The following is a 17,789-nucleotide window of genomic DNA, read 5'->3' as shown; positions in this document are numbered from 1 at the left end:
CGGGATGGGGATGGATAGCGGGGCGCCCAGACCGGCGTCCAGAGGGAGCATCGTTGCCGCGACAAATGTGCTTTTCATGGCGTGGCTTCGTGGTCCCCCAGATGGTCGGTCTGGGCGCCCCCACTACCCATCCCCAAAAAGAAACGCCCCGGCAAGCCGGGGCGTTTCTTTTTACCGCAACTTCGAACGCGCTCAGCGCTTGTCCGCCGCCACGTAGTCGCGCACGTTGGCGCCGGTGTAGATCTGGCGCGGACGGCCGATGCGCGAGCCTGGGGTCTCGTGCTGCTCGATCCAGTGCGCGATCCAGCCGGCGGTGCGCGCGATGGCGAACATCACGGTGAACATCTCGGTCGGGATGCCGAGCGCCTTGTAGATGATGCCCGAGTAGAAGTCGACGTTCGGGTACAGCTTGCGCTCGACGAAGTAATCGTCCTTCAGCGCCGCCTCTTCCAGCTTCATCGCCACTTCAAGCAGCGGGTCGTTGACGCCCAGCTCGCCCAGCACCTTGTGGGTCATCTCGCGGATGATCTTGGCACGCGGGTCGAAGTTCTTGTACACGCGATGGCCGAAGCCCATCAGGCGGAAGTTGTCGTTCTTGTCCTTGGCGCGCTTGACGGCGGTCTCGACCTTGTCGGCCGTGCCGATCTCCTCGAGCATCTTGAGCACCGCCTCGTTGGCGCCGCCATGCGCGGGGCCCCACAGCGCGGTGATGCCCGCGGCGATGGAGGCGTACGGGTTGGCGCCGGTCGAGCCGACCAGGCGCACCGTCGAGGTGGAGGCGTTCTGCTCGTGGTCGGCGTGCAGGATGAACAGGAGGTCCAGCGCCTTGGCGGCGACCGGGCTCAGTTCCAGCGGCTCGCTCGGCACCTCGAACATCATGTGCAGGAAGCGGTCGACGTACTCGAGGTTGTTGCGCGGATAGCGGAACGGCCAGCCAATCGAGTAGCGGTAGCAGGCGGCGGCGATGGTCGGCATCTTGGCGATCAGGCGGATCGCGGCCAGCTTGCGGTCCTCGGCGTTATCCACGTCGATGTCGTCATGGTAGAAGGCCGACAGCGAGGCCACCGAGGCGGCCAGCATGGCCATCGGGTGCGCGTCGTGGTGGAAGCCCTTGAAGAAGTCCTTCAGGGACTCGTGCATCATCGTGTGATGCGTGATCTGGTCTTCGAACTGGGTGAACTGGCCCTTGGAGGGCAGCTCGCCGTTGAGCAGCAGGTAGGCCACTTCGAGGAAGCTGGACTTCTCGGCCAGCTGCTCGATCGGGTAGCCGCGGTAGAGCAGCACGCCCTCGTCGCCATCGATGTAGGTGATGGCGCTCTTGGTGCTGGCGGTGCTGCCGTAACCCGGGTCGTAGGTGAAGTGGCCCGTGTCCTTGTACAGCGTGCCGATGTCGATGCATGCGGGACCCAGGGTGCCGCTGAGCAGGGGCAGTTCGCTGCTGCGGCTGGTCGACTCATCCACCAACTTGACGATCTTGGAATCGGACACGGAAAACCTCCTTCACGAAATGTCGTCGCCGGCGTCTCGGGTCGACCGAGGTGACCGGCGAGGTAGGATTGGTGTCGCATGGGGGGGATGGCTGCGACACCTCGCCGCCCATTATCGCATATCGTTCAGCCAACATGCCCTAGCGGATGGTCGGATGCCAGGCGCAAAAAAACACGGGGCGAGCCTGGGCCCGCCCCGTGTGGATGCGTGCGATCGCCGTGTCGCCACGGCAGCCGCAGGCTGCCTCGCGCGATTACTTCTGCGCGTAGCGGCGACGGAACTTGTCGACGCGGCCGCCGGTGTCCAGCGACTTCTGCTTGCCGGTGTAGAACGGATGCGAATGGCTGGAGATATCCACCTTGACCAGCGGGTACTCGTTGCCGTCCTGCCACTTGACGGTTTCCTTGGTGGCAATCGTCGAACGCGTCAGGAACGCGAAGTCGGACGACAGATCCTGGAACACCACCGGGCGATAATTCGGATGGGTATCGGGCTTCATGACTGACTCAAAGCGGTGGGTGAAAAGAGCGGTATTTTAACCATGGGCCCAAGCCATTGGCAAGTAGCTCAGTGACTTGGCGCGGGGACGCTGTTTCAGGCGCCCAGTGCCCGGCGCACCATGGCCGCGAAGCGCTCCTGGTCCACCGACATCACGATGCGGGCCTGGGCCGGCCGGCCCAGGCGGTCGGTCCAGTCCACCACGGTGGCGCCGCGGGTCAGGCGACCGTCCAGTTCCACCGCCACATGGCGTTCTTCCGCGCGCGTGACGATGGAGGGATCGATCGCCACCGCCATGGCCAGCGCATCGGCGGCGATCACGCCACGGCGGCCGCGCTTGGCGTTGAAGGCACGCGCCGTGCGGAACACCTGTTCGAAGAAGGTCGCGCGCCGGTCGCCTGCCGCCAGCCAGCCATTGAATGCCTCGTCGTCGAAGGCATGGCGCAGCACCACTTCCCAGTCGACCAGGTCGAAGCGCGAAAACGCCTCGAACACCACGTGCGCCGCCTCCGGATCGAAGCCGATATTGAACTCGGCGGGGATCTTGCCGGTGTTGCCCAGGCCGGTGACCGCGCCGCCCATGATGACCAGTCGCTGCACGCGCTGCGGCAGGCTCGGATCGAGCCGCACGGCCAGCGCCAGGTTGGTCAGCGGCCCCAGCGCCACCAGGGTCAGGCCGGGCTGCTCGCGGGTGAGGCGCAGGATGGCGTGCACGGCGTGCTCATCGGCGGCCACCGCCTTCGGCTCCGGGAAGCCGACGTCGCCCAGGCCATCGGCGCCGTGCACGTGCACCGCGTCCTCTTCCGGCAGGCGCACCAACGGGCTCGGGCAGCCGGCGAACACCGGCGTGGCTACGCCCACCAGGTCCACCAGGGTGCGCGCGTTGCGCACGGTATGGCCCAGGCCCACGTTTCCGGCGCCGATGGTCAGCCCCAGCACGTCGGCATGCGCATGGGCCATCAGGATGGCCAGCGCGTCGTCCACGCCGGGGTCGGTGTCGATCAGTAGCTTCATGGGGGGATGGGGATGGGGATGGGGATGGGGATGGGGATGGGAAAACGTGGCGCCGCGGCGTTCCGGCGTTTCCGGTTCCCTATTCTCCATTCCCTATTCCCCGTCCTCAAGCGTGGACATAGCGTGCGGCGCCGCCGATCCAGCGCGCGATGAGCCGCTCGGCCTGCCGCGGGTGATGGGCCAGCAGATGAGCGCCCACTTCCTGCACGGCGGGAAGCAGGTGGGCATCGCGGGAGAGATCGGCGATGCGAAAGCTGAGCTGGCCGGTCTGGCGCGTGCCCAGCACCTCGCCGGGACCGCGCAGCTCCAGATCCTTCTCGGCGATACGGAAGCCGTCGTTGGTGTCGCGCATCACTTGCAGGCGCTCGCGCGCCAACTGGCCGATCGGCGGCTGGTACAGCAGCACGCAATTGGACGCCACCGCGCCGCGCCCCACTCGCCCGCGCAGTTGGTGCAACTGTGCCAGGCCCAGGCGCTCGCTGTTCTCGATCACCATCAGGCTGGCGTTGGGTACGTCCACGCCTACCTCGATCACCGTGGTGGCGACCAGCACCGACAGCTCGCCCGCCTTGAAGGCATCCATCACCGCCTGTTTTTCCTTGGGCTTCATGCGCCCATGGATCAGGCCCACCCGGCAATCGGCCAGCGCGGCGGACAGTTCGGCGTGCGCCACCTCGGCGGCCTGCGCCCGCAACTGCTCGGATTCCTCGATCAGCGTGCATACCCAATAGACCTGCCGTCCTTCGCGGCATGCCGCATGGATGCGCTCGATCACTTCCGCGCGGCGCGCGTTGGAAATGGCGATGGTCTGCACCGGCGTGCGTCCCGGCGGCAATTCATCGATGGCCGAGGCGTCCAGGTCCGCATAGGCGCTCATGGCGAGCGTGCGCGGGATCGGCGTGGCGGTCAGCACCAGTTGGTGCGGCACCAGGCCCGAGGTGCTGTCCGCCCCCTTGTCGCGCAGCGACAGGCGCTGCTGCACACCGAAGCGGTGCTGCTCGTCCACGATGACCAGGCCCAGCTGCGCGAAGGCCACGCCTTCCTGCATCAGCGCATGCGTGCCGATCACCACGTGGGCGCCGGCGGCCACGCGCTGCAGCACCTGCTGGCGCGCCTTGCCCGCCACCTTGCCGGCCAGCCAGGCCACTTCCACGCCCAGCGGCGTCAGCCAATGGCGGAAATGATGGAGATGCTGCTCGGCGAGCAGTTCGGTGGGCGCCACCAGCGCCACCTGCAGGCCCGACTCCACCGCCGCCAGCGCGGCCAGTGCCGCCACGATGGTCTTGCCGCTGCCCACGTCGCCCTGTACCAGGCGCAGCATGGGGCGCGCCTGCGCGAGGTCCGCGGCGACTTCCTCGCTCACCCGCCGCTGCGCGCCAGTGAGGCCGAACGGCAGGCTGGCCAGCAGGCGCTCGCGCAACTGGCCGGTACCGCGCAGCCGGGGCGCATGGCGACGGCGCACCGCGGCGCGCATGCGCTTCAGGCTCAGGTGCTGGGTCAGCAATTCCTCGAAGGCCAGCCGCTGCTGGGCCGGATGCCGGCCCGCGGTCAGCTGGCCCAGGTGTGCATCCGGTGGCGGGCGATGCACGTACAGCAGCGCCTCGCGCAGCGAGGTCAGGCCATGCTCGGCGCACAATGGCGGAGGAATCAGTTCCAGCTCGGCGTCGGGCGGCAGCAGCGCCAACGCCTTGGCGATCACCCCGGCCAGCCGTTTCTGGCCCAGCCCTTCGGTAGTGGGATAGACCGGCGTGAGCAATTCATCCACGCTGGCCGGCTCGTCGCCCTGCAGCCGCTGGTATTGCGGATGCACCATTTCCAGTCCCTGCGGCCCCTGGCGCACCTCGCCGTAGCAAAGCAGGCGCGCGCCCGGCTTGAGCTGTTCGGCCTGGGCGCGATGGAAGTGGAAGAAGCGCAACACCAGGGTCTGCTGCGAGTCGTCGCCGATCGCCACCTTCAGCTGCGGCCGGTAGCGGAAACCGCGCTCGACCGCCTCGACCACGCCCTCCACCTGGGCGCGCTCGCCCGGACGCAGGTCGGCGATGGCCGTCACGCGTGTCTTGTCCTCGTAGCGCAACGGCAGATGGAACCACAGGTCCTGCACCCGCTCCAGCCCGAGGCGCCCCAGCGTCTCGGCCAGGGCGGGCCCGACGCCGGGCAAGGCCGATACCGGCGTGGCGCCGGGATCGACCGTGGGAACCGTGTGGGGAAGCGCGTGGCTGGGCGGCATCGGCCAAGCCTAACCGAGCCCGCTCCCGCCGCGCAGCCGATGAACCCTCATCGGCTGTCGGCGCCGGGCGGCGCGATGGATCAGTCGAGCACCATGATGGCATCCACTTCCACGTCGGCCACCTTCGGCAGGGCCGACACCTCGATGGTGGAGCGCGCCGGATACGGCGCCTTGAAGTACTGCTCCATGATCTCGTTGACGGTCGCGAAATGGCCGAGGTTGGTGACGTAGATGCCGATGCGCACGATCTTCTCCAGCGAGCCGCCCGCGGCCTCGGCCACCGCCTTGAGGTTGTCGAACACACGGCGAGTCTGCGCGGCGATATCGCCCTCGATCATGGTGCCGGTCGCCGGGTCCAGCGGGATCTGGCCGGAGAAATACACGGTGTTTCCGGTGCGCACGGCCTGCGAGTACGGGCCGATGGCGGCGGGCGCCTTGTCAGTGGCGATGATGTCTCGGGACATGGATGAGCCTCTTGGGTTGCCTGAGCTTCCCAGTCTAGAGCGAGAGGCGGCCGGAGAGGAATGAGGCGACGACGTATCCCGCCGCGCTCAAAGCGGATAGCGATACGCCCCGCTCACCACGCCGGTGCGGCGCACACGGCGGATCACCTCGGCCAGGTGCTTGCGGTTCTTCACTTCCAGCGCGAACAGCAGCGTGGCGGCGGCGGCGTCGCGCTCGACGTATTCCACGTTCTCGATGTTCGAGTTCGCCGCGGCGATGGCCGCGGCCACGGTGGCCAGCACACCCGGGCGATTGATGACCTCGATGCGCAGCTCGGCGCGGTAGTCGCCCTGCACGTCGCGGTCCCATTCGATGGCCACGCAGCGCTCCGGCGACTTGCGCAGCTCCACCACGTTCGGGCATTCCACGCGGTGCACCACGATGCCCTTGCCCGAGGAGAGATAGCCGATGATCTCGTCGCCCGGCAGCGGGTGGCAGCAGTTGCTGAAGCTGAGCACGCCGCGTTCGGCGCCGGTGATGCGGATCTTTTCCGCCGCGTGCGGCGACTGCTGCACGTCGGTGGATTTCTTGCCGCGCGCCGCCACCAGCTGGGTTGCCACCAGGTGCGGCATGCGGTTGCCCAGCGCGATGTCGGACAACAGTTCTTCCAGCCGCTTGAGCTTGGAGGTTTCCAGGAAGCGGTCGAGCACGGCCGGCGGAATCGCATCCAGGCTGGTGCCCAGCGCATCGAGCGCGCGGTCGAGCATGCGGTGGCCGAAATCCACCGCGTCCTCGTGCTGCAGGTGCTTGAGGTACTGGCGGATCGCCGTGCGCGCCTTGCCGGTGACCACCGATTCCAGCCAGGCCGGATTCGGCACCGCCGAGGGCGCGGTGATGATTTCCACCAGTTGCCCGGATTCCAGCCGCGTGCGCAACGGCAGCAGCTTCTTGTCCACGCGCGCGGCCACCGCGTGGTCGCCCACGTCGGTATGCACGGCATAGGCGAAGTCCAGCGCGGTGGCGTTGCGCGGCAACGCCAGGATGTCGCCGCGCGGGGTGAACAGGTAGACCTCGTCCGGGAACAGATCGATCTTGACGTTCTCGATGAACTCCGACGAGGAGCCCGCGTGCGCCTGGCTGTCGGCCAGCGTGGACAGCCACTCGCGGGCGCGCGCCTGCGCGCTGTTGGCCGGGCCGGAGTCGGTCTTGTAGGCCCAGTGCGCGGCCACGCCGCGCTCGGCCACCGAATCCATCTCGGCGGTGCGGATCTGCACCTCGATCGGCGCGCCGAACGGCCCCAGCAGCACGGTGTGCAGCGACTGGTAGCCGTTGGCCTTGGGAATGGCGATGAAATCCTTGAAGCGGCGGTCTACCGGCTTGTACAGGCCGTGCACGGCGCCCAGCGCCATGTAGCAGCTCATCGCCGAGTCGACCACCACGCGGAAGCCGTACACGTCCATCAGCTGCGCGAAGCTCTTGTGCTCATTGAGCATCTTCGAATAGATGCTCCACGGCGACTTGATGCGGCCCACCACGCGCGCGGACAGATGATCGGCAGCAAGGCGCTGGGACAGCGCCGTCTCGATCTTGCCCATCGCCTCGCGGCGGTTGCCCAGCGCGGCGCGGATGCGTTCGCTGATGACGCGGTAGCGGTCGGGGTACAGCGCGCGGAAGCCCAGGTCCTGCAGCTCGGCCTTGAACTTGTTCATGCCCAGCCGCTGCGCGATGGGCGCATAGATCTCCAGCGTCTCGCGCGCGATGCGGCGGCGCGACGGGGCATCCTTCGCGCCCAGCGTGCGCATGTTGTGCAGGCGGTCGGCGAGCTTGATCAGGATGACGCGCAGGTCGCGCGCCATCGCCAGCAGCATCTTGCGGAAGCTTTCCGCATCGGCCTCCTGGCGGCTGGAGAAGCGCATCTTGTCCAGCTTGGTGACACCGTCGACCAGCTCGGCCACGGTCTCGCCGAACTCGCCGGACAACTCGGTCCGGCTCAACGCGGTGTCTTCCAGGGTGTCGTGCAGGATCGCCGCGATGATGGTTTCGGCATCCAGCCCCAGCTCGGCCAGGATGCCGGCCACGGCCACGGGATGCGTGATGTAGGGCTCGCCGCTCTTGCGGGCCTGGCCCTCATGCGCCAGCGCGCCCACCTGGTAGGCGCGCACCACGCGCGCCACCTGCGCCTCGGGCAGGTAGGCCACGCGCTCCTTCAGGGCCTGCACATACGGCGGCAGCGTCGACGTATCCAGAGGGGAGGAGTCCGTGACGGCCGGCATGAATGTTCGGTCCCCGCTCAGGCGACCGCCTCGTTGCGTCGCGGGGTAGCGAGAGTGGCGGCATGCAGGCAACAGCGCAAAGCGCCGGATGAACCGGCGCGGTGGAAACGCTGGCTACAACCGCCGCCGTCCATCAGTCGTCTCCGCCCTTGGAGAGGTCGTCGTCCACCTCGGCGGCGGCCCACTCCAGCGCCTCGCGCTCGGCGCGCTCGCGCTCGGCCTTGTCGATCTCGTCGATGGTCGCCTGGTCGATGCGGCGGTCGGCGATCTCGCGCAGGGCCAGCACGGTCGGCTTGTCGTGGTCGGGGTTGACTGCCGGCTCGGCACCCTTGGACAGCTGGCGGGCGCGCTTGGTCGCCATCAACACCAGTTCGAAGCGGTTGTCGACCACCTGCAGGCAGTCTTCGACGGTAATGCGGGCCATCTGAAATCCTTAGGGAATAAAGCGACTTATCGTGTGCCAGTGTAGCCTCAAGGCCGCTTTGCTGGCAATGCAGCAAGCCGTATCATGCCCGGTTCACGCGGCCTCCAGCTTCTCTTCCCGAGACTTGGAGGGATCTATACACAAATAAAAAACCCGCAAGTACAATATTGCGCTTACCCTTGCCCCAGGACAGTCGCCATCATGCCGTCGGCCCTTCGCTCCCTTTTCGTCCGCAGCCTGCCCCTGGTGGCCATGGCTCTGCTGGCCGGCTGCACGATCGCCAAGCCACGCACCGACGATCCGTACGAGAAGTTCAACCGCAAGGTCTATACCTTCAACGATTCGCTGGACAAGGCGGTGATCCGTCCGGTGGCGGTCGGTTACCGCAAGGTGACCAATCCGACCATCCGCCGTTCCGTGAACGATTTCTTCACCAATATCCACATGCCGATCACCGTGGCCAACGACCTGCTGCAGGCCCGCCCGGTGGACGCCATCACGGGCAGCGGCCGCTTCCTGGTCAACCTGACCCTGGGCATCGGCGGCTTCTTCGACCCGGCCAGCCAGCTCGGCATCCCGTTGAAGGAGACCGACTTCGGCATCACCCTGGCTCGCTGGGGCGTGCCCGATGGCCCGTACCTGATGCTGCCGTTCTTCGGCCCGACCACCGGGCGCGACGTGTGGCGCCTGCCGGTGGACAGCTACTTCTTCGATCCGCTGAGCTATTTCGAGCGCAACAACCATTACGAGTACGGCCAGCAGTACCTGCCCGAGCTGCTGTACCTGGTGTCGATACGCTCCAGCGCGATCGATGCGGAGAGCTTCCTCAACTCCGCCTACGATCCCTACGCCTTCATCCGCGACGCCTACCGCCAGCAGCGCATCTACCAGATCTACGACGGCAATCCGCCGAACGAGGTGATCGAGCAGTTGCAGGGCCTGAAGGACAAGAACTTCGATCCCGACCAGTTGCTGGACGAGCAGCAGAAGTGGGAAAGCAAGCAGAAGTCCGCGCAGGAGCAGAACCCGGCACCGGCCGAGCAGCACTGAACGGCATCTGCCGTTCCACCACGAAAAAGGGGCCTCTCGGGCCCCTTTTTCGTGGTCTGGGCCGGCGGGCGCTCAGACCAGCAGGCCTTCCACCTCGCACACGCTGGCCAGCAGCCGCATGCCCTCGGGCAGGTGGCGCACGTTGAGCTTATGGCCCCGTCCGGCGGCCTCGGCCAGCACCGCCAGCACGCAGGCCAGACCGGCGCTGTCGCTGCGGGTGACCCCGGACAGGTCCAGCGTGCCGCGCCCGCGCGCCACCGACGCACCGATGGCCGCCAGCGCGGCGGCGGCATTGGCGAAGGTCAGCTCGCCGCTGACGCGCACGCTGCCGGGCGTGCCCTCGTCAAGGACCGGGGGCGCACCGGCCGTGCTCATCCCTGCGACGCCTTGGAGTCCTTCTCCATCGTCTCCAGCGCCTTCTCGCCCTGGGTTTCCAGGTTGGTGATCAGCTGGTCCATGCCCACCTTGCGGATCTCGGCATCGACCTGGTTGCGGTAGTTGGTGATGTAGGAGATGCCTTCGATGATGACGTCGTAGGCCTTCCAGGTGCCGTCGCGGTCCTTGCGGAAGGCATAGTCCACGGCCACTGTCTTGCCGTCGTCGAGCACCACCTGGCTGCGCACGATGGTGCGCTTGTCGTTGAGGTCGCCGCTGAACGGCAGCACCTTCACGCGGCCGCGGGTGTAGTCGAGCAGGCCCTCGGCATAACGGTGGGTGATGGAGTTGTAGAACGCCTTGGCGAAGCGCGAGCGCTGCTCAGGCGTGGCCTCGCGGGCATGCTGGCCGAGCACCAGGATCGACGCGTAGTCGATGTCGAAGTGCGGCAGGAACACGCTGTCGATCACCCCGATCAGCTTCTCGTGGTTGTTCCTCAGCTCCTGCTGGTGGCCCTCGATGGCCTTGGCCAGCGCGTCGGAAATGGACTGCACCACCTGGGCCGGGCTCTGCTGGGCGGCAGCGGCCTGCGGGGCATCCTGGGCAAGCGCCGGGGTCGCGGCGATCACGCTGCCGAAGGCAAGGGCGGTGGCAATGGCCAGACTGCGCAACATGGGGGACTCCTGGACGTTGTATCGAGTGGAATATCGGGCCGGGGCGCGCCGGATCAATGCTTGCCGCCGTCGGCATCCTTCTTGTCGCCGGACGAGGAGGACGAGCCGCTGACCAGGAACTTGCCGATCAGGTCCTCGATCTGCATGGCCGACTGGGTCAGCACCAGCTCGTCGCCGTCCTTGAGCATGTCCGGCGAGCCGCCGGGCTGGATGGCAACGTACTGCGTGCCGATCAAACCACTGGTGAACACGGCGGCGGCGGAGTCGTCCGGGATCTGGCTGTATTTCTTGTCGATGGCCAGGGTGACTTCGGCGTCGAGCTTCACCGGATCGGCCTTCACGGTCTGCACGCTGCCGATGGCCACGCCGGCCATCTTCACCGGTGCGCCCACCGACAGCGCGCCGATGTTGGAGAAGCGCGCCTTGACCCGGTAGCTGCCGGCCAGGTTGTCGGCCGCGCCGCCGGCGCCGAAGAACTTGCCAAGCATCTCTTCCAGTTGCTGCGCCGGGCGGGTCAGCGCCAGCGTGCCGCCATCGGCCAGCACCTTCTTCGAGCTGCCGTACTGGATGCCCACGTACTGGTCGCCCAGCAGGCCGCTGGTGAAGATGGTGGCGACCGAATCGTCCGGGATCTGGCCGTAGCGCTGGTCGATGGCCAGCTTCACGTCGGCCGTTTCCTTGCCGGGTTCGAGCGTGATCGAACGCACCTGGCCGACGCGCACGCCGGCCACCTTCACCGGCGCGCGCTCCTTGAGCTGGCCGATGTTGGCGAAGTGCGCCTCGACGGTGTAGCTGGGGCCGCGGCTGGTGTTGGCCACCGAGGTGGTCTGGGTAGCGAGATAGCCGAGCGCGGCAAAGCCGAGCACGATGAACAGGCCGGTGCCGACGGCATAGGACGGTCTCTGGCTCACGGCACGATCCTCGATAGGGGGTAAGGGATGATGGTCATGGCGGCGCTCACATCAGGAAGGCGGTGAGCACGAAGTCCAGCGCCAGGATGGCGATGGACGAGGCGACCACGGTGCGGGTGGTGGCATAGGCCACGCCCTCGCTGGTGGGCGGCGTGGTATAGCCCTGGAACACGGCGATCAGCGACACCACGGTGCCGAACACCACGCTCTTCCACAGCACGCCGTTGATCACGTCCTTCACCACCTCGACGGTGGCGGTCATGTTCGACCAGAAGGTGCCGTTGTCGATGCCCAGCCAGGTCACGCCGACCAGGTGGCCACCGAAGATGCCCAGCGCGCAGAACACGCAGCTCAGCAGCGGCATGGCGATCACGCCGGCGATGAAGCGCGGCACCGCCACGTAGGCGACCGGGTCGACCGCCATCATCTCCATCGCGGCGATCTGGTCGGTGGCGCGCATCAGGCCGATCTCGGCGGTGACCGAGGTGCCGGCGCGGCCGGCGAACAGCAGCGCGGTGACCACCGGGCCCAGCTCGCGGTAGATCGCGATCGCCACCACCGTGCCGGTGGCCGAGGTGCCGCCAAAGATCGACAGCACGTCGTACAGCTGCAGCCCCAGCACCATGCCCACGAACAAGCCGCAGACCATGATGATGATCAGGCTCATGGCGCCCACGAACCAGATCTGGCGCAACGTCTCGCGATAATGGCGCAGGCTGCGCGGCACGGCGGCGAGCATGCGCAGCAGGAACAGCCCGCATTCGCCGATCTGCGCCAGCGAGCGCAGCACGATGTTGTCCCGGCTCATCGGCACGCTCATGGGTTACTCCGCGGAAAGCCGAGCGAAGCGGCATAGTCGCCCGCCGGGTACTGGAACGGCACCGGGCCGTCGGCCTCGCCGCCGAAGAACTGCCGAGTCCACGGCGAGCCGTCGCCGGCGATGGTGTTCGGATCGCCCTGCGCCACCACCTTGCCGTTGGCGATGAGGTAGATGTGGTCGGCCACCTGCTTGATCGCCTCCAGCTCGTGCGCCACCAGCACGCTGGTGATGCCCAGCGTCTGGTTTAGCGTGCGGATCAGCTTGAGCACCTGGTTCAGCGCGATCGGGTCCAGGCCCACGAACGGCTCGTCGTACAGGATCAGCATGGGATCGAACACGATCGCGCGCGCCAGCGCCACGCGGCGCGCCATGCCGCCGGACAACTCCGAAGGCATCAGCCCGGCCGCGCCGCGCAGTCCCACCGCCTGCAATTTGGTCAGCACGATGTTGCGGATCAGCACTTCCGGCAGGTCGGTGTGCTGGCGCAGCGGGAACGCCACGTTCTCGAACACGTCGAAATCGGTCAGCAGCGCGGAGTTCTGGAACAGGTAGCCGATGCGCTCACGCAGCTCGAACAGCTTTTCCCGCGAGATCGTCTGCACGTTCTGGCCATCCACCCATACCTCGCCCGCGTCGCCGCGCATCTGGCCGGTGATGTGCTTGAGCAGGGTGGTCTTGCCGGTGCCGCTGGGTCCCATGATCGCGGTGATCTTGCCGCGCGGGATCGCCACGTCCAGCGCGTCGAACACCTTCTTGCCATTGAGCACCGTGGTCAGGCCACGGACGCGCACCAAGGCGCTGTCGTCGGGCTTGGCGCTAACGGAATCGGTCATGGGCGGGTGGTGGCCTGGGAAAGCCGCCACGTTAGCCGAAGATGCGTGCGAAGGCCATGCAGCAGCCGACGTGGCGTTCGGTAATGGCTAACGAAACAAGGGCTTGCGAATTCCCGGCTTCTCTATTGGGAGGGAAAGACGCCTAGGCCAGCAGCTCGGCGATCAGCGCCTCGTGGCGCTGCCATTGCAGTTCGCTGCGCTGGCGCACCGCGCGCACGATGGCCTGCAGGTCGCCCAGCGCCACGTCGAAATCGTCGTTGACGATGATGTAGTCGAACTCGTGCGCATGCGCGATCTCATCGCGCGAGTTGTGCAGGCGGCGCGCTATCACCTCGGCGCTGTCCGAGCCACGGCCGCGAAGGCGGCGCTCCAGTTCGGGCCGCGAAGGCGGCAGGATGAACACGCTCACGCAGTCCGGCTTGGCCTTGCGGATCTGCCGCGCGCCCTGCCAGTCGATCTCCAGCAGCACGTCGCGTCCCTGCCCCAGCAGCATATCCACCGTAGTGCGCGAGGTACCGTAGAGGTTGCCGTGCACCTCGGCATGCTCGAGAAAGACGCCCTCGGCGATCTCACGCTCGAATTCGTGGCGCTCGACGAAGTAGTAGTGGCGGCCGTACTGCTCGCCCGGACGCGGCGGGCGCGTGGTGTGCGAGATCGACAGCGAGATGGCCGGCTCGCGCTCCAGCAGCGCATTGACCAGGGTGGACTTGCCCGCGCCGGAGGGCGCGGCGACCACGAACAGGGTGCCTTCGGCGCTCGACGGCGGGGGGGTGTCGGTAGTCATTCGATGTTCTGTACCTGTTCGCGCATCTGCTCGATCAGCACCTTCAGCTCCACTGCCGCGTTGGTGCTGCGGCCGTCCACCGCCTTGGAGCCGAGCGTGTTCGCCTCGCGGTTGAACTCCTGCATCAGGAAGTCCAGGCGGCGGCCGACCGGCTCGGCGGTGCTCAGCACGCGTCGCGTCTCGGCGATATGGGTGCTGAGGCGGTCCAGTTCCTCGTCCACGTCGCTGCGGGTGATCTGCAGCACCAGTTCCTGTTCCAGGCGGCCGGGATCGGCCGGCTGCTTGAGGTCCGCCAGGCGCGATTCCAGGCGGGCGCGCAGGCCCTCGCGGATCTGCGGCATGAACCCGCGTACCTCGGCCACGATGCGCTCGATGGCGTCCAGGCGCTCCTTCAGCAGGGCCGCCAGCTTGGCGCCCTCGCGCTCGCGGGTGGCGGTCAGCGCGTCCAGGGCGCGCTCCAGCACGTCCAGCAAGGCCGCCTGCAGCACGTCCGGGTCCACCTCGGCCTGCTGCAGCACGCCGGGGAAGCGCAACAGCTCGGTGAACTCGATGGCCATGCGCGGGAAACGTGCTTCCAGGTCCAGCGCCAGCTCGGACAAGCGCGCCAGAGCGGCGCTGTTCACCTGCAGCGAATCGGCGCGGGTCTCGCCGCGCAGGCGCACGGTGACGTCCACCTTGCCGCGCGACAGGCGCGCGGCGATGCGCTCGCGCAGGGCCGGCTCGAATACGCGCAACTCGTCCGGCAGGCGCGGGCTCAGCTCGAGATAGCGGTGGTTGACCGTGCGCAGCTCGCAGCTGAGCGTGCCGGCGGGGCCGGTCGCCTCGGCGGAGGCATAAGCCGTCATGCTGCGGATCATCGGGAACCTGCGGTATCGGGAAAGGGGGCAATGGTAAACTTTCCCGCCCTGCCTTGCCCAATGGCCCCGCCTCCCATGAATGCCCCCCGCCGTCCCAGCGGCCGCGCCAGCGACCAGCTGCGCACCGTCACCATCGAACGCCACTACACCCGCCACGCGGAGGGATCGGTCCTGGTCTGCTTCGGCGACACCCGCGTGCTGTGCACCGCCAGCATCGAGGACCGCGTGCCACCGTGGCTGCGCGGCAAGGGCGAGGGCTGGATCACCGCCGAATACGGCATGCTGCCGCGCGCCACCAACACCCGCATGCAGCGCGAGGCCGCGCGTGGCGGCCAGGGCGGCCGCACCATGGAGATCCAGCGCCTGATCGGCCGCAGCCTGCGCGCCTGCGTGGACCGCCAGGCCCTGGGCGAGCGCGTGGTCACGCTGGACTGCGACGTGATCCAGGCCGATGGCGGCACCCGCACCGCCGCCATCACCGGCGCCTACGTGGCCCTGGTGGACGCGGTGAACCTCCTGATGAAGCGCGAGAACCTCCGCCGCAACCCGGTGGTGGGCGCGGTGGCGGCGGTCTCGGTGGGCATCTACCAGGGCGTGCCGGTGCTGGACCTCGACTATGCCGAGGACTCCAACTGCGATACCGACATGAACGTGGTGATGAACGACGGCGGCGGTTTCATCGAGGTGCAGGGCACGGCCGAAGGCCATGCGTTCCGCCGCGACGAGATGGACGCCCTGCTCGTGCTGGCCGAAAAGGGCATCGGCGAACTCGTCGCCGCCCAGCGTGCGGCGTTGGACCTGCCATAAGCCGGCGGATGATCGTGATCCGTCCGCCACGCCTGGATGAGCTGGCCGCCATCATGGCCGTCCATCGTGCCGCGTTCGGGCGTGACGACGAGGCCGCACTCGTGGGCCGGCTGCGCGCCGATGGCGACGATGCTTTCGAGCTGCTGGCCGAGGCGGACGGCGCGGTCGTCGCGCACGTCGCGTTTTCGCGGTTACGGATCGAGCATGGCGACGACGGCCTGGCGCTCGGCCTGGCGCCCGTCGCGGTGTTGCCGGCATGGCAGCGCCGTGGCGTGGGCAGCACGCTGATCCGCCATTCGCTGGAGGCGCTGCGGAAGCAGCCGATGCGCGCCGTGATGGTGCTGGGCGACCCCGGCTACTACGCCCGCTTCGGCTTCACGCCTGCCTCCCGCGCCAGCCTGCACGACACCTACGGCGGCGGCGATGCCTTCATGGCGCTCGCCCTGCACTCCGGCGGCCTCGATGGCTATCGCGGCCGCGTGGACTACGCCCCCGCCTTCGACCTGCTCACGGACTAGACCATGACCCCCATCGTCCTCGCCAGCAGCAACCCCGGCAAGCTGGCCGAATTCAACGACCTGCTCGCCAACAGCGGACTCAGCGTCGTACCCCAGTCGGCGTACGATGTCAGTGACGTCGAGGAAACCGGTCTCACCTTCGTGGAGAACGCGTTGCTCAAGGCACGCCATGCGTCGCGCATCAGTGGCCTGCCCGCACTCGCCGACGACTCCGGCCTGTGCGTGGAATACCTGCGCGGCGCACCCGGCCTGTATTCGGCCCGCTACAGCGGCACGCACGGCGACAATGCGGCGAACAACGCCAAGCTCCTGCAGGAGATGAGCCATGTGCCTGCCGAGCAACGCGGCGCCTTCTTCATCAGCGTGCTGGTACTGGTGCAACACGCGGACGACCCTGCCCCGCTGATCGCCGAAGGCCGCTGGCATGGCCGCGTGCTGACCGAGCAACGCGGCATCCACGGCTTCGGCTACGACCCGCTGTTCCTGCCCGATGGCGAGACGGTGAGCGCGGCCGAACTGTCCCCCGGGCTGAAGAACCGCATCAGCCATCGCGGCCGCGCGCTGGCCGACCTTCGCCAGCGCCTGGGCGCGCCACACGTCTGAAGCCATGCCACTGATCGCACCGCCGCTGTCGCTGTATGTCCACATGCCGTGGTGCGTGAAGAAGTGCCCATATTGCGACTTCAATTCGCACGGCGTGAAAGGCGAGCCGCCGCCGTACGCCGAGTACGTCGAAGCGCTGCTCGCCGACCTCGATGCCGATCTGCGCGACTTCGGCAGCGCGGCGCACGGTCGTTTGGTGCACAGCATCTTTTTCGGCGGCGGCACGCCCAGCCTGTTCGCGCCGGAGCTGATCGACCGCTTCCTCGACGGCGTGCGCGAACGGCTGCCGCTGGCTGATGGCGCCGAGATCACGCTGGAAACCAACCCGGGTACGGTCGAGCACGGCCGTTTCGACGGCTATCTCGCGGCGGGCGTCAATCGCCTTTCCTTCGGCATCCAGAGCTTCGACGACGACAAGCTGCGACGCCTGGGACGCATCCATTCAGCCAGCGAGGCCGAAGCGGCGGTGAAGTCGGCGCAGGACGCCGGCTACGCCAATATCAATCTCGACCTGATGTACGCGCTGCCGCAGCAAACGCTGGAGGGTGCCCAGGCCGACGTGGCGCGCGCCGTCGCGCTCGGCCCCACGCATGTCTCGCACTACCAGCTCACGCTGGAGCCCAACACCGCCTTCGCCGCCAACCCGCCGCCGCTGCCCGATGACGACCATGCCTGGGCCATGCAGGAAGCCTGCGAGCACCAGTTGGCCGAGGCCGGCTACCGGCAATACGAGATTTCCGCCTACGCGCGGCCGGACCGCCGCTGCGCGCACAACCTCAACTACTGGCGCTTCGGCGACTACCTGGGCATCGGCGCCGGCGCCCACGGCAAGCTCACCGACGTCGCCGCCGGCCAGGTGCGCCGACGCTGGAAGACGCGCCATCCCAAGGCCTACCTGGCCGCGCCGGGCGCGCCCGGCCGGATCGGCGGCGACGGCCCGGTGGCCGCCGACGAACTGCCGTTCGAATACATGCTCAACGCCCTGCGCCTGGTCGACGGCGTGCCGATGGCCGACTTCGCCGAACGCACCGGCCTGCCCGCCGAACGGATCGCCGCCGCGCTGGCCACCACCCGCGGGCGCGGCTGGCTGGACGACGATCCGGCCCGGCTTCACACCACGCCGCTGGGCCAGCGTTTCCTCAACGACGTGATCGCCACCTTTCTCGACTGACCCGCGGCTCGACTGCGC

The 17,789-nt window shown here is 67.8% G+C and carries 19 protein-coding genes; 5 read left to right on the top strand and 14 right to left on the bottom strand.

The features are described from left to right. Positions 1 to 192: 192 nt before the first annotated feature. From MJ605_RS00750 to rpoZ, 7 genes are all read right to left on the bottom strand, one after another. A complete protein-coding gene (locus MJ605_RS00750) occupies positions 193 to 1,488 on the bottom strand; it encodes a citrate synthase (RefSeq protein WP_243038943.1) in 1,296 nt (431 codons plus the stop codon). A 253-nt stretch (positions 1,489 to 1,741) separates the two neighbouring features. Beyond that, positions 1,742 to 1,987: a type B 50S ribosomal protein L31 gene (locus MJ605_RS00745; RefSeq protein ID WP_243038942.1), complete on the bottom strand. Its 246-nt coding sequence runs from the start codon at positions 1,985 to 1,987 to the stop codon at positions 1,742 to 1,744. A gap of 95 nt (positions 1,988 to 2,082) precedes the next feature. Beyond that, positions 2,083 to 3,000 carry a nucleoside hydrolase gene (locus tag MJ605_RS00740; protein WP_243038940.1) on the bottom strand — a complete coding sequence of 306 codons (918 nt, stop codon included), beginning with the start codon at positions 2,998 to 3,000 and terminating at the stop codon, positions 2,083 to 2,085. A 106-nt stretch (positions 3,001 to 3,106) separates the two neighbouring features. Further along, positions 3,107 to 5,227 carry an ATP-dependent DNA helicase RecG gene (recG, locus tag MJ605_RS00735; RefSeq protein ID WP_243038938.1) on the bottom strand — a complete coding sequence of 707 codons (2,121 nt, stop codon included), beginning with the start codon at positions 5,225 to 5,227 and terminating at the stop codon, positions 3,107 to 3,109. An 80-nt stretch (positions 5,228 to 5,307) separates the two neighbouring features. Beyond that, positions 5,308 to 5,691, bottom strand: a complete 384-nt coding sequence (locus tag MJ605_RS00730) for a RidA family protein (protein WP_243038937.1) — start codon at positions 5,689 to 5,691, stop codon at positions 5,308 to 5,310. 87 nt (positions 5,692 to 5,778) lie between these two features. Beyond that, the gene (locus MJ605_RS00725; RefSeq protein ID WP_243038935.1) at positions 5,779 to 7,944 is read right to left on the bottom strand and encodes a RelA/SpoT family protein; all 2,166 of its coding nucleotides are present in this window, start codon (positions 7,942 to 7,944) and stop codon (positions 5,779 to 5,781) included. 133 nt (positions 7,945 to 8,077) lie between these two features. After that, complete coding sequence (rpoZ, locus tag MJ605_RS00720; RefSeq protein ID WP_038614834.1) at positions 8,078 to 8,368, bottom strand: DNA-directed RNA polymerase subunit omega; 291 nt, start codon at positions 8,366 to 8,368, stop codon at positions 8,078 to 8,080. Positions 8,369 to 8,569: 201 nt separating this feature from the next. On the opposite strand from rpoZ, the gene MJ605_RS00715 reads away from it, so the two are divergent. Then, entirely contained in the window at positions 8,570 to 9,418 is an 849-nt protein-coding gene (locus MJ605_RS00715; RefSeq protein ID WP_243038933.1) for an MlaA family lipoprotein, read from the top strand. 72 nt (positions 9,419 to 9,490) lie between these two features. Here MJ605_RS00715 and MJ605_RS00710 read toward each other — a convergent pair whose 3' ends face one another. The 7 genes from MJ605_RS00710 to MJ605_RS00680 all read right to left on the bottom strand — a co-directional run bounded on the left by MJ605_RS00710 (position 9,491) and on the right by MJ605_RS00680 (position 14,672). Beyond that, positions 9,491 to 9,793 (bottom strand): STAS domain-containing protein, encoded by a 303-nt coding sequence (locus tag MJ605_RS00710; RefSeq protein ID WP_243038930.1) that lies wholly within the window; start codon positions 9,791 to 9,793, stop codon positions 9,491 to 9,493. Further along, positions 9,790 to 10,467 carry an MlaC/ttg2D family ABC transporter substrate-binding protein gene (locus MJ605_RS00705; RefSeq protein ID WP_243038928.1) on the bottom strand — a complete coding sequence of 226 codons (678 nt, stop codon included), beginning with the start codon at positions 10,465 to 10,467 and terminating at the stop codon, positions 9,790 to 9,792. Before MJ605_RS00705 ends, MJ605_RS00710 begins: the two co-directional genes overlap by 4 nt. 53 nt (positions 10,468 to 10,520) lie before the next feature. Next, a complete protein-coding gene (mlaD, locus tag MJ605_RS00700; protein WP_243038926.1) occupies positions 10,521 to 11,378 on the bottom strand; it encodes an outer membrane lipid asymmetry maintenance protein MlaD in 858 nt (285 codons plus the stop codon). Between the two features lie 46 nt (positions 11,379 to 11,424). Then, on the bottom strand, positions 11,425 to 12,198 hold the full coding sequence (mlaE, locus tag MJ605_RS00695; RefSeq protein WP_243038923.1) for a lipid asymmetry maintenance ABC transporter permease subunit MlaE: 774 nt from the start codon (positions 12,196 to 12,198) through the stop codon (positions 11,425 to 11,427). Continuing rightward, on the bottom strand, positions 12,195 to 13,031 hold the full coding sequence (locus MJ605_RS00690; RefSeq protein WP_243038921.1) for an ABC transporter ATP-binding protein: 837 nt from the start codon (positions 13,029 to 13,031) through the stop codon (positions 12,195 to 12,197). The genes mlaE and MJ605_RS00690 overlap by 4 nt, the downstream gene beginning before the upstream one ends. Positions 13,032 to 13,173: 142 nt before the next feature. Beyond that, entirely contained in the window at positions 13,174 to 13,815 is a 642-nt protein-coding gene (gene gmk / locus MJ605_RS00685; protein WP_243038920.1) for a guanylate kinase, read from the bottom strand. Continuing rightward, positions 13,812 to 14,672, bottom strand: a complete 861-nt coding sequence (locus MJ605_RS00680; protein WP_243038918.1) for a YicC/YloC family endoribonuclease — start codon at positions 14,670 to 14,672, stop codon at positions 13,812 to 13,814. The genes gmk and MJ605_RS00680 overlap by 4 nt, the downstream gene beginning before the upstream one ends. Before the next feature lie 75 nt (positions 14,673 to 14,747). On the opposite strand from MJ605_RS00680, the gene rph reads away from it, so the two are divergent. The 4 genes from rph to hemW are packed head-to-tail and all read left to right on the top strand — an operon-like array spanning position 14,748 to position 17,771. Next, positions 14,748 to 15,479 (top strand): ribonuclease PH, encoded by a 732-nt coding sequence (gene rph / locus MJ605_RS00675; RefSeq protein WP_243038916.1) that lies wholly within the window; start codon positions 14,748 to 14,750, stop codon positions 15,477 to 15,479. An 8-nt stretch (positions 15,480 to 15,487) separates the two neighbouring features. After that, entirely contained in the window at positions 15,488 to 15,997 is a 510-nt protein-coding gene (locus MJ605_RS00670; protein WP_243038906.1) for a GNAT family N-acetyltransferase, read from the top strand. Positions 15,998 to 16,000: 3 nt separating this feature from the next. Further along, complete coding sequence (gene rdgB, locus MJ605_RS00665) at positions 16,001 to 16,600, top strand: RdgB/HAM1 family non-canonical purine NTP pyrophosphatase (RefSeq protein WP_243038896.1); 600 nt, start codon at positions 16,001 to 16,003, stop codon at positions 16,598 to 16,600. Between the two features lie 4 nt (positions 16,601 to 16,604). Beyond that, positions 16,605 to 17,771, top strand: coding sequence for a radical SAM family heme chaperone HemW (gene hemW, locus MJ605_RS00660; protein ID WP_243038894.1), 1,167 nt, complete (start codon positions 16,605 to 16,607; stop codon positions 17,769 to 17,771). Positions 17,772 to 17,789: the final 18 nt, after the last annotated feature.

This window comes from Dyella sedimenti (genome assembly GCF_022760995.1).
GTDB lineage: Bacteria > Pseudomonadota > Gammaproteobacteria > Xanthomonadales > Rhodanobacteraceae > Dyella > Dyella sedimenti.
Note: the sequence above shows the minus strand (reverse complement) of the source record. Positions and strands in the feature narration are given on the sequence as shown.

What these genes read in the sequence shown, in the direction of transcription:
- MJ605_RS00670 (WP_243038906.1), top strand. Translation starts at nt 15,488, where the DNA reads ATGATCGTGATCCGTCCGCCACGCCTGGATGAGCTGGCCGCCATCATG.
- gmk (WP_243038920.1), bottom strand. Translation starts at nt 13,815, where the DNA reads ATGACTACCGACACCCCCCCGCCGTCGAGCGCCGAAGGCACCCTGTTC.
- MJ605_RS00690 (WP_243038921.1), bottom strand. Translation starts at nt 13,031, where the DNA reads ATGACCGATTCCGTTAGCGCCAAGCCCGACGACAGCGCCTTGGTGCGC.
- MJ605_RS00710 (WP_243038930.1), bottom strand. Translation starts at nt 9,793, where the DNA reads ATGAGCACGGCCGGTGCGCCCCCGGTCCTTGACGAGGGCACGCCCGGC.
- MJ605_RS00725 (WP_243038935.1), bottom strand. Translation starts at nt 7,944, where the DNA reads ATGCCGGCCGTCACGGACTCCTCCCCTCTGGATACGTCGACGCTGCCG.
- rdgB (WP_243038896.1), top strand. Translation starts at nt 16,001, where the DNA reads ATGACCCCCATCGTCCTCGCCAGCAGCAACCCCGGCAAGCTGGCCGAA.
- MJ605_RS00745 (WP_243038942.1), bottom strand. Translation starts at nt 1,987, where the DNA reads ATGAAGCCCGATACCCATCCGAATTATCGCCCGGTGGTGTTCCAGGAT.
- MJ605_RS00740 (WP_243038940.1), bottom strand. Translation starts at nt 3,000, where the DNA reads ATGAAGCTACTGATCGACACCGACCCCGGCGTGGACGACGCGCTGGCC.
- MJ605_RS00680 (WP_243038918.1), bottom strand. Translation starts at nt 14,672, where the DNA reads ATGATCCGCAGCATGACGGCTTATGCCTCCGCCGAGGCGACCGGCCCC.
- rpoZ (WP_038614834.1), bottom strand. Translation starts at nt 8,368, where the DNA reads ATGGCCCGCATTACCGTCGAAGACTGCCTGCAGGTGGTCGACAACCGC.
- recG (WP_243038938.1), bottom strand. Translation starts at nt 5,227, where the DNA reads ATGCCGCCCAGCCACGCGCTTCCCCACACGGTTCCCACGGTCGATCCC.
- MJ605_RS00715 (WP_243038933.1), top strand. Translation starts at nt 8,570, where the DNA reads ATGCCGTCGGCCCTTCGCTCCCTTTTCGTCCGCAGCCTGCCCCTGGTG.
- hemW (WP_243038894.1), top strand. Translation starts at nt 16,605, where the DNA reads ATGCCACTGATCGCACCGCCGCTGTCGCTGTATGTCCACATGCCGTGG.
- MJ605_RS00730 (WP_243038937.1), bottom strand. Translation starts at nt 5,691, where the DNA reads ATGTCCCGAGACATCATCGCCACTGACAAGGCGCCCGCCGCCATCGGC.
- MJ605_RS00705 (WP_243038928.1), bottom strand. Translation starts at nt 10,467, where the DNA reads ATGTTGCGCAGTCTGGCCATTGCCACCGCCCTTGCCTTCGGCAGCGTG.
- rph (WP_243038916.1), top strand. Translation starts at nt 14,748, where the DNA reads ATGAATGCCCCCCGCCGTCCCAGCGGCCGCGCCAGCGACCAGCTGCGC.
- mlaE (WP_243038923.1), bottom strand. Translation starts at nt 12,198, where the DNA reads ATGAGCGTGCCGATGAGCCGGGACAACATCGTGCTGCGCTCGCTGGCG.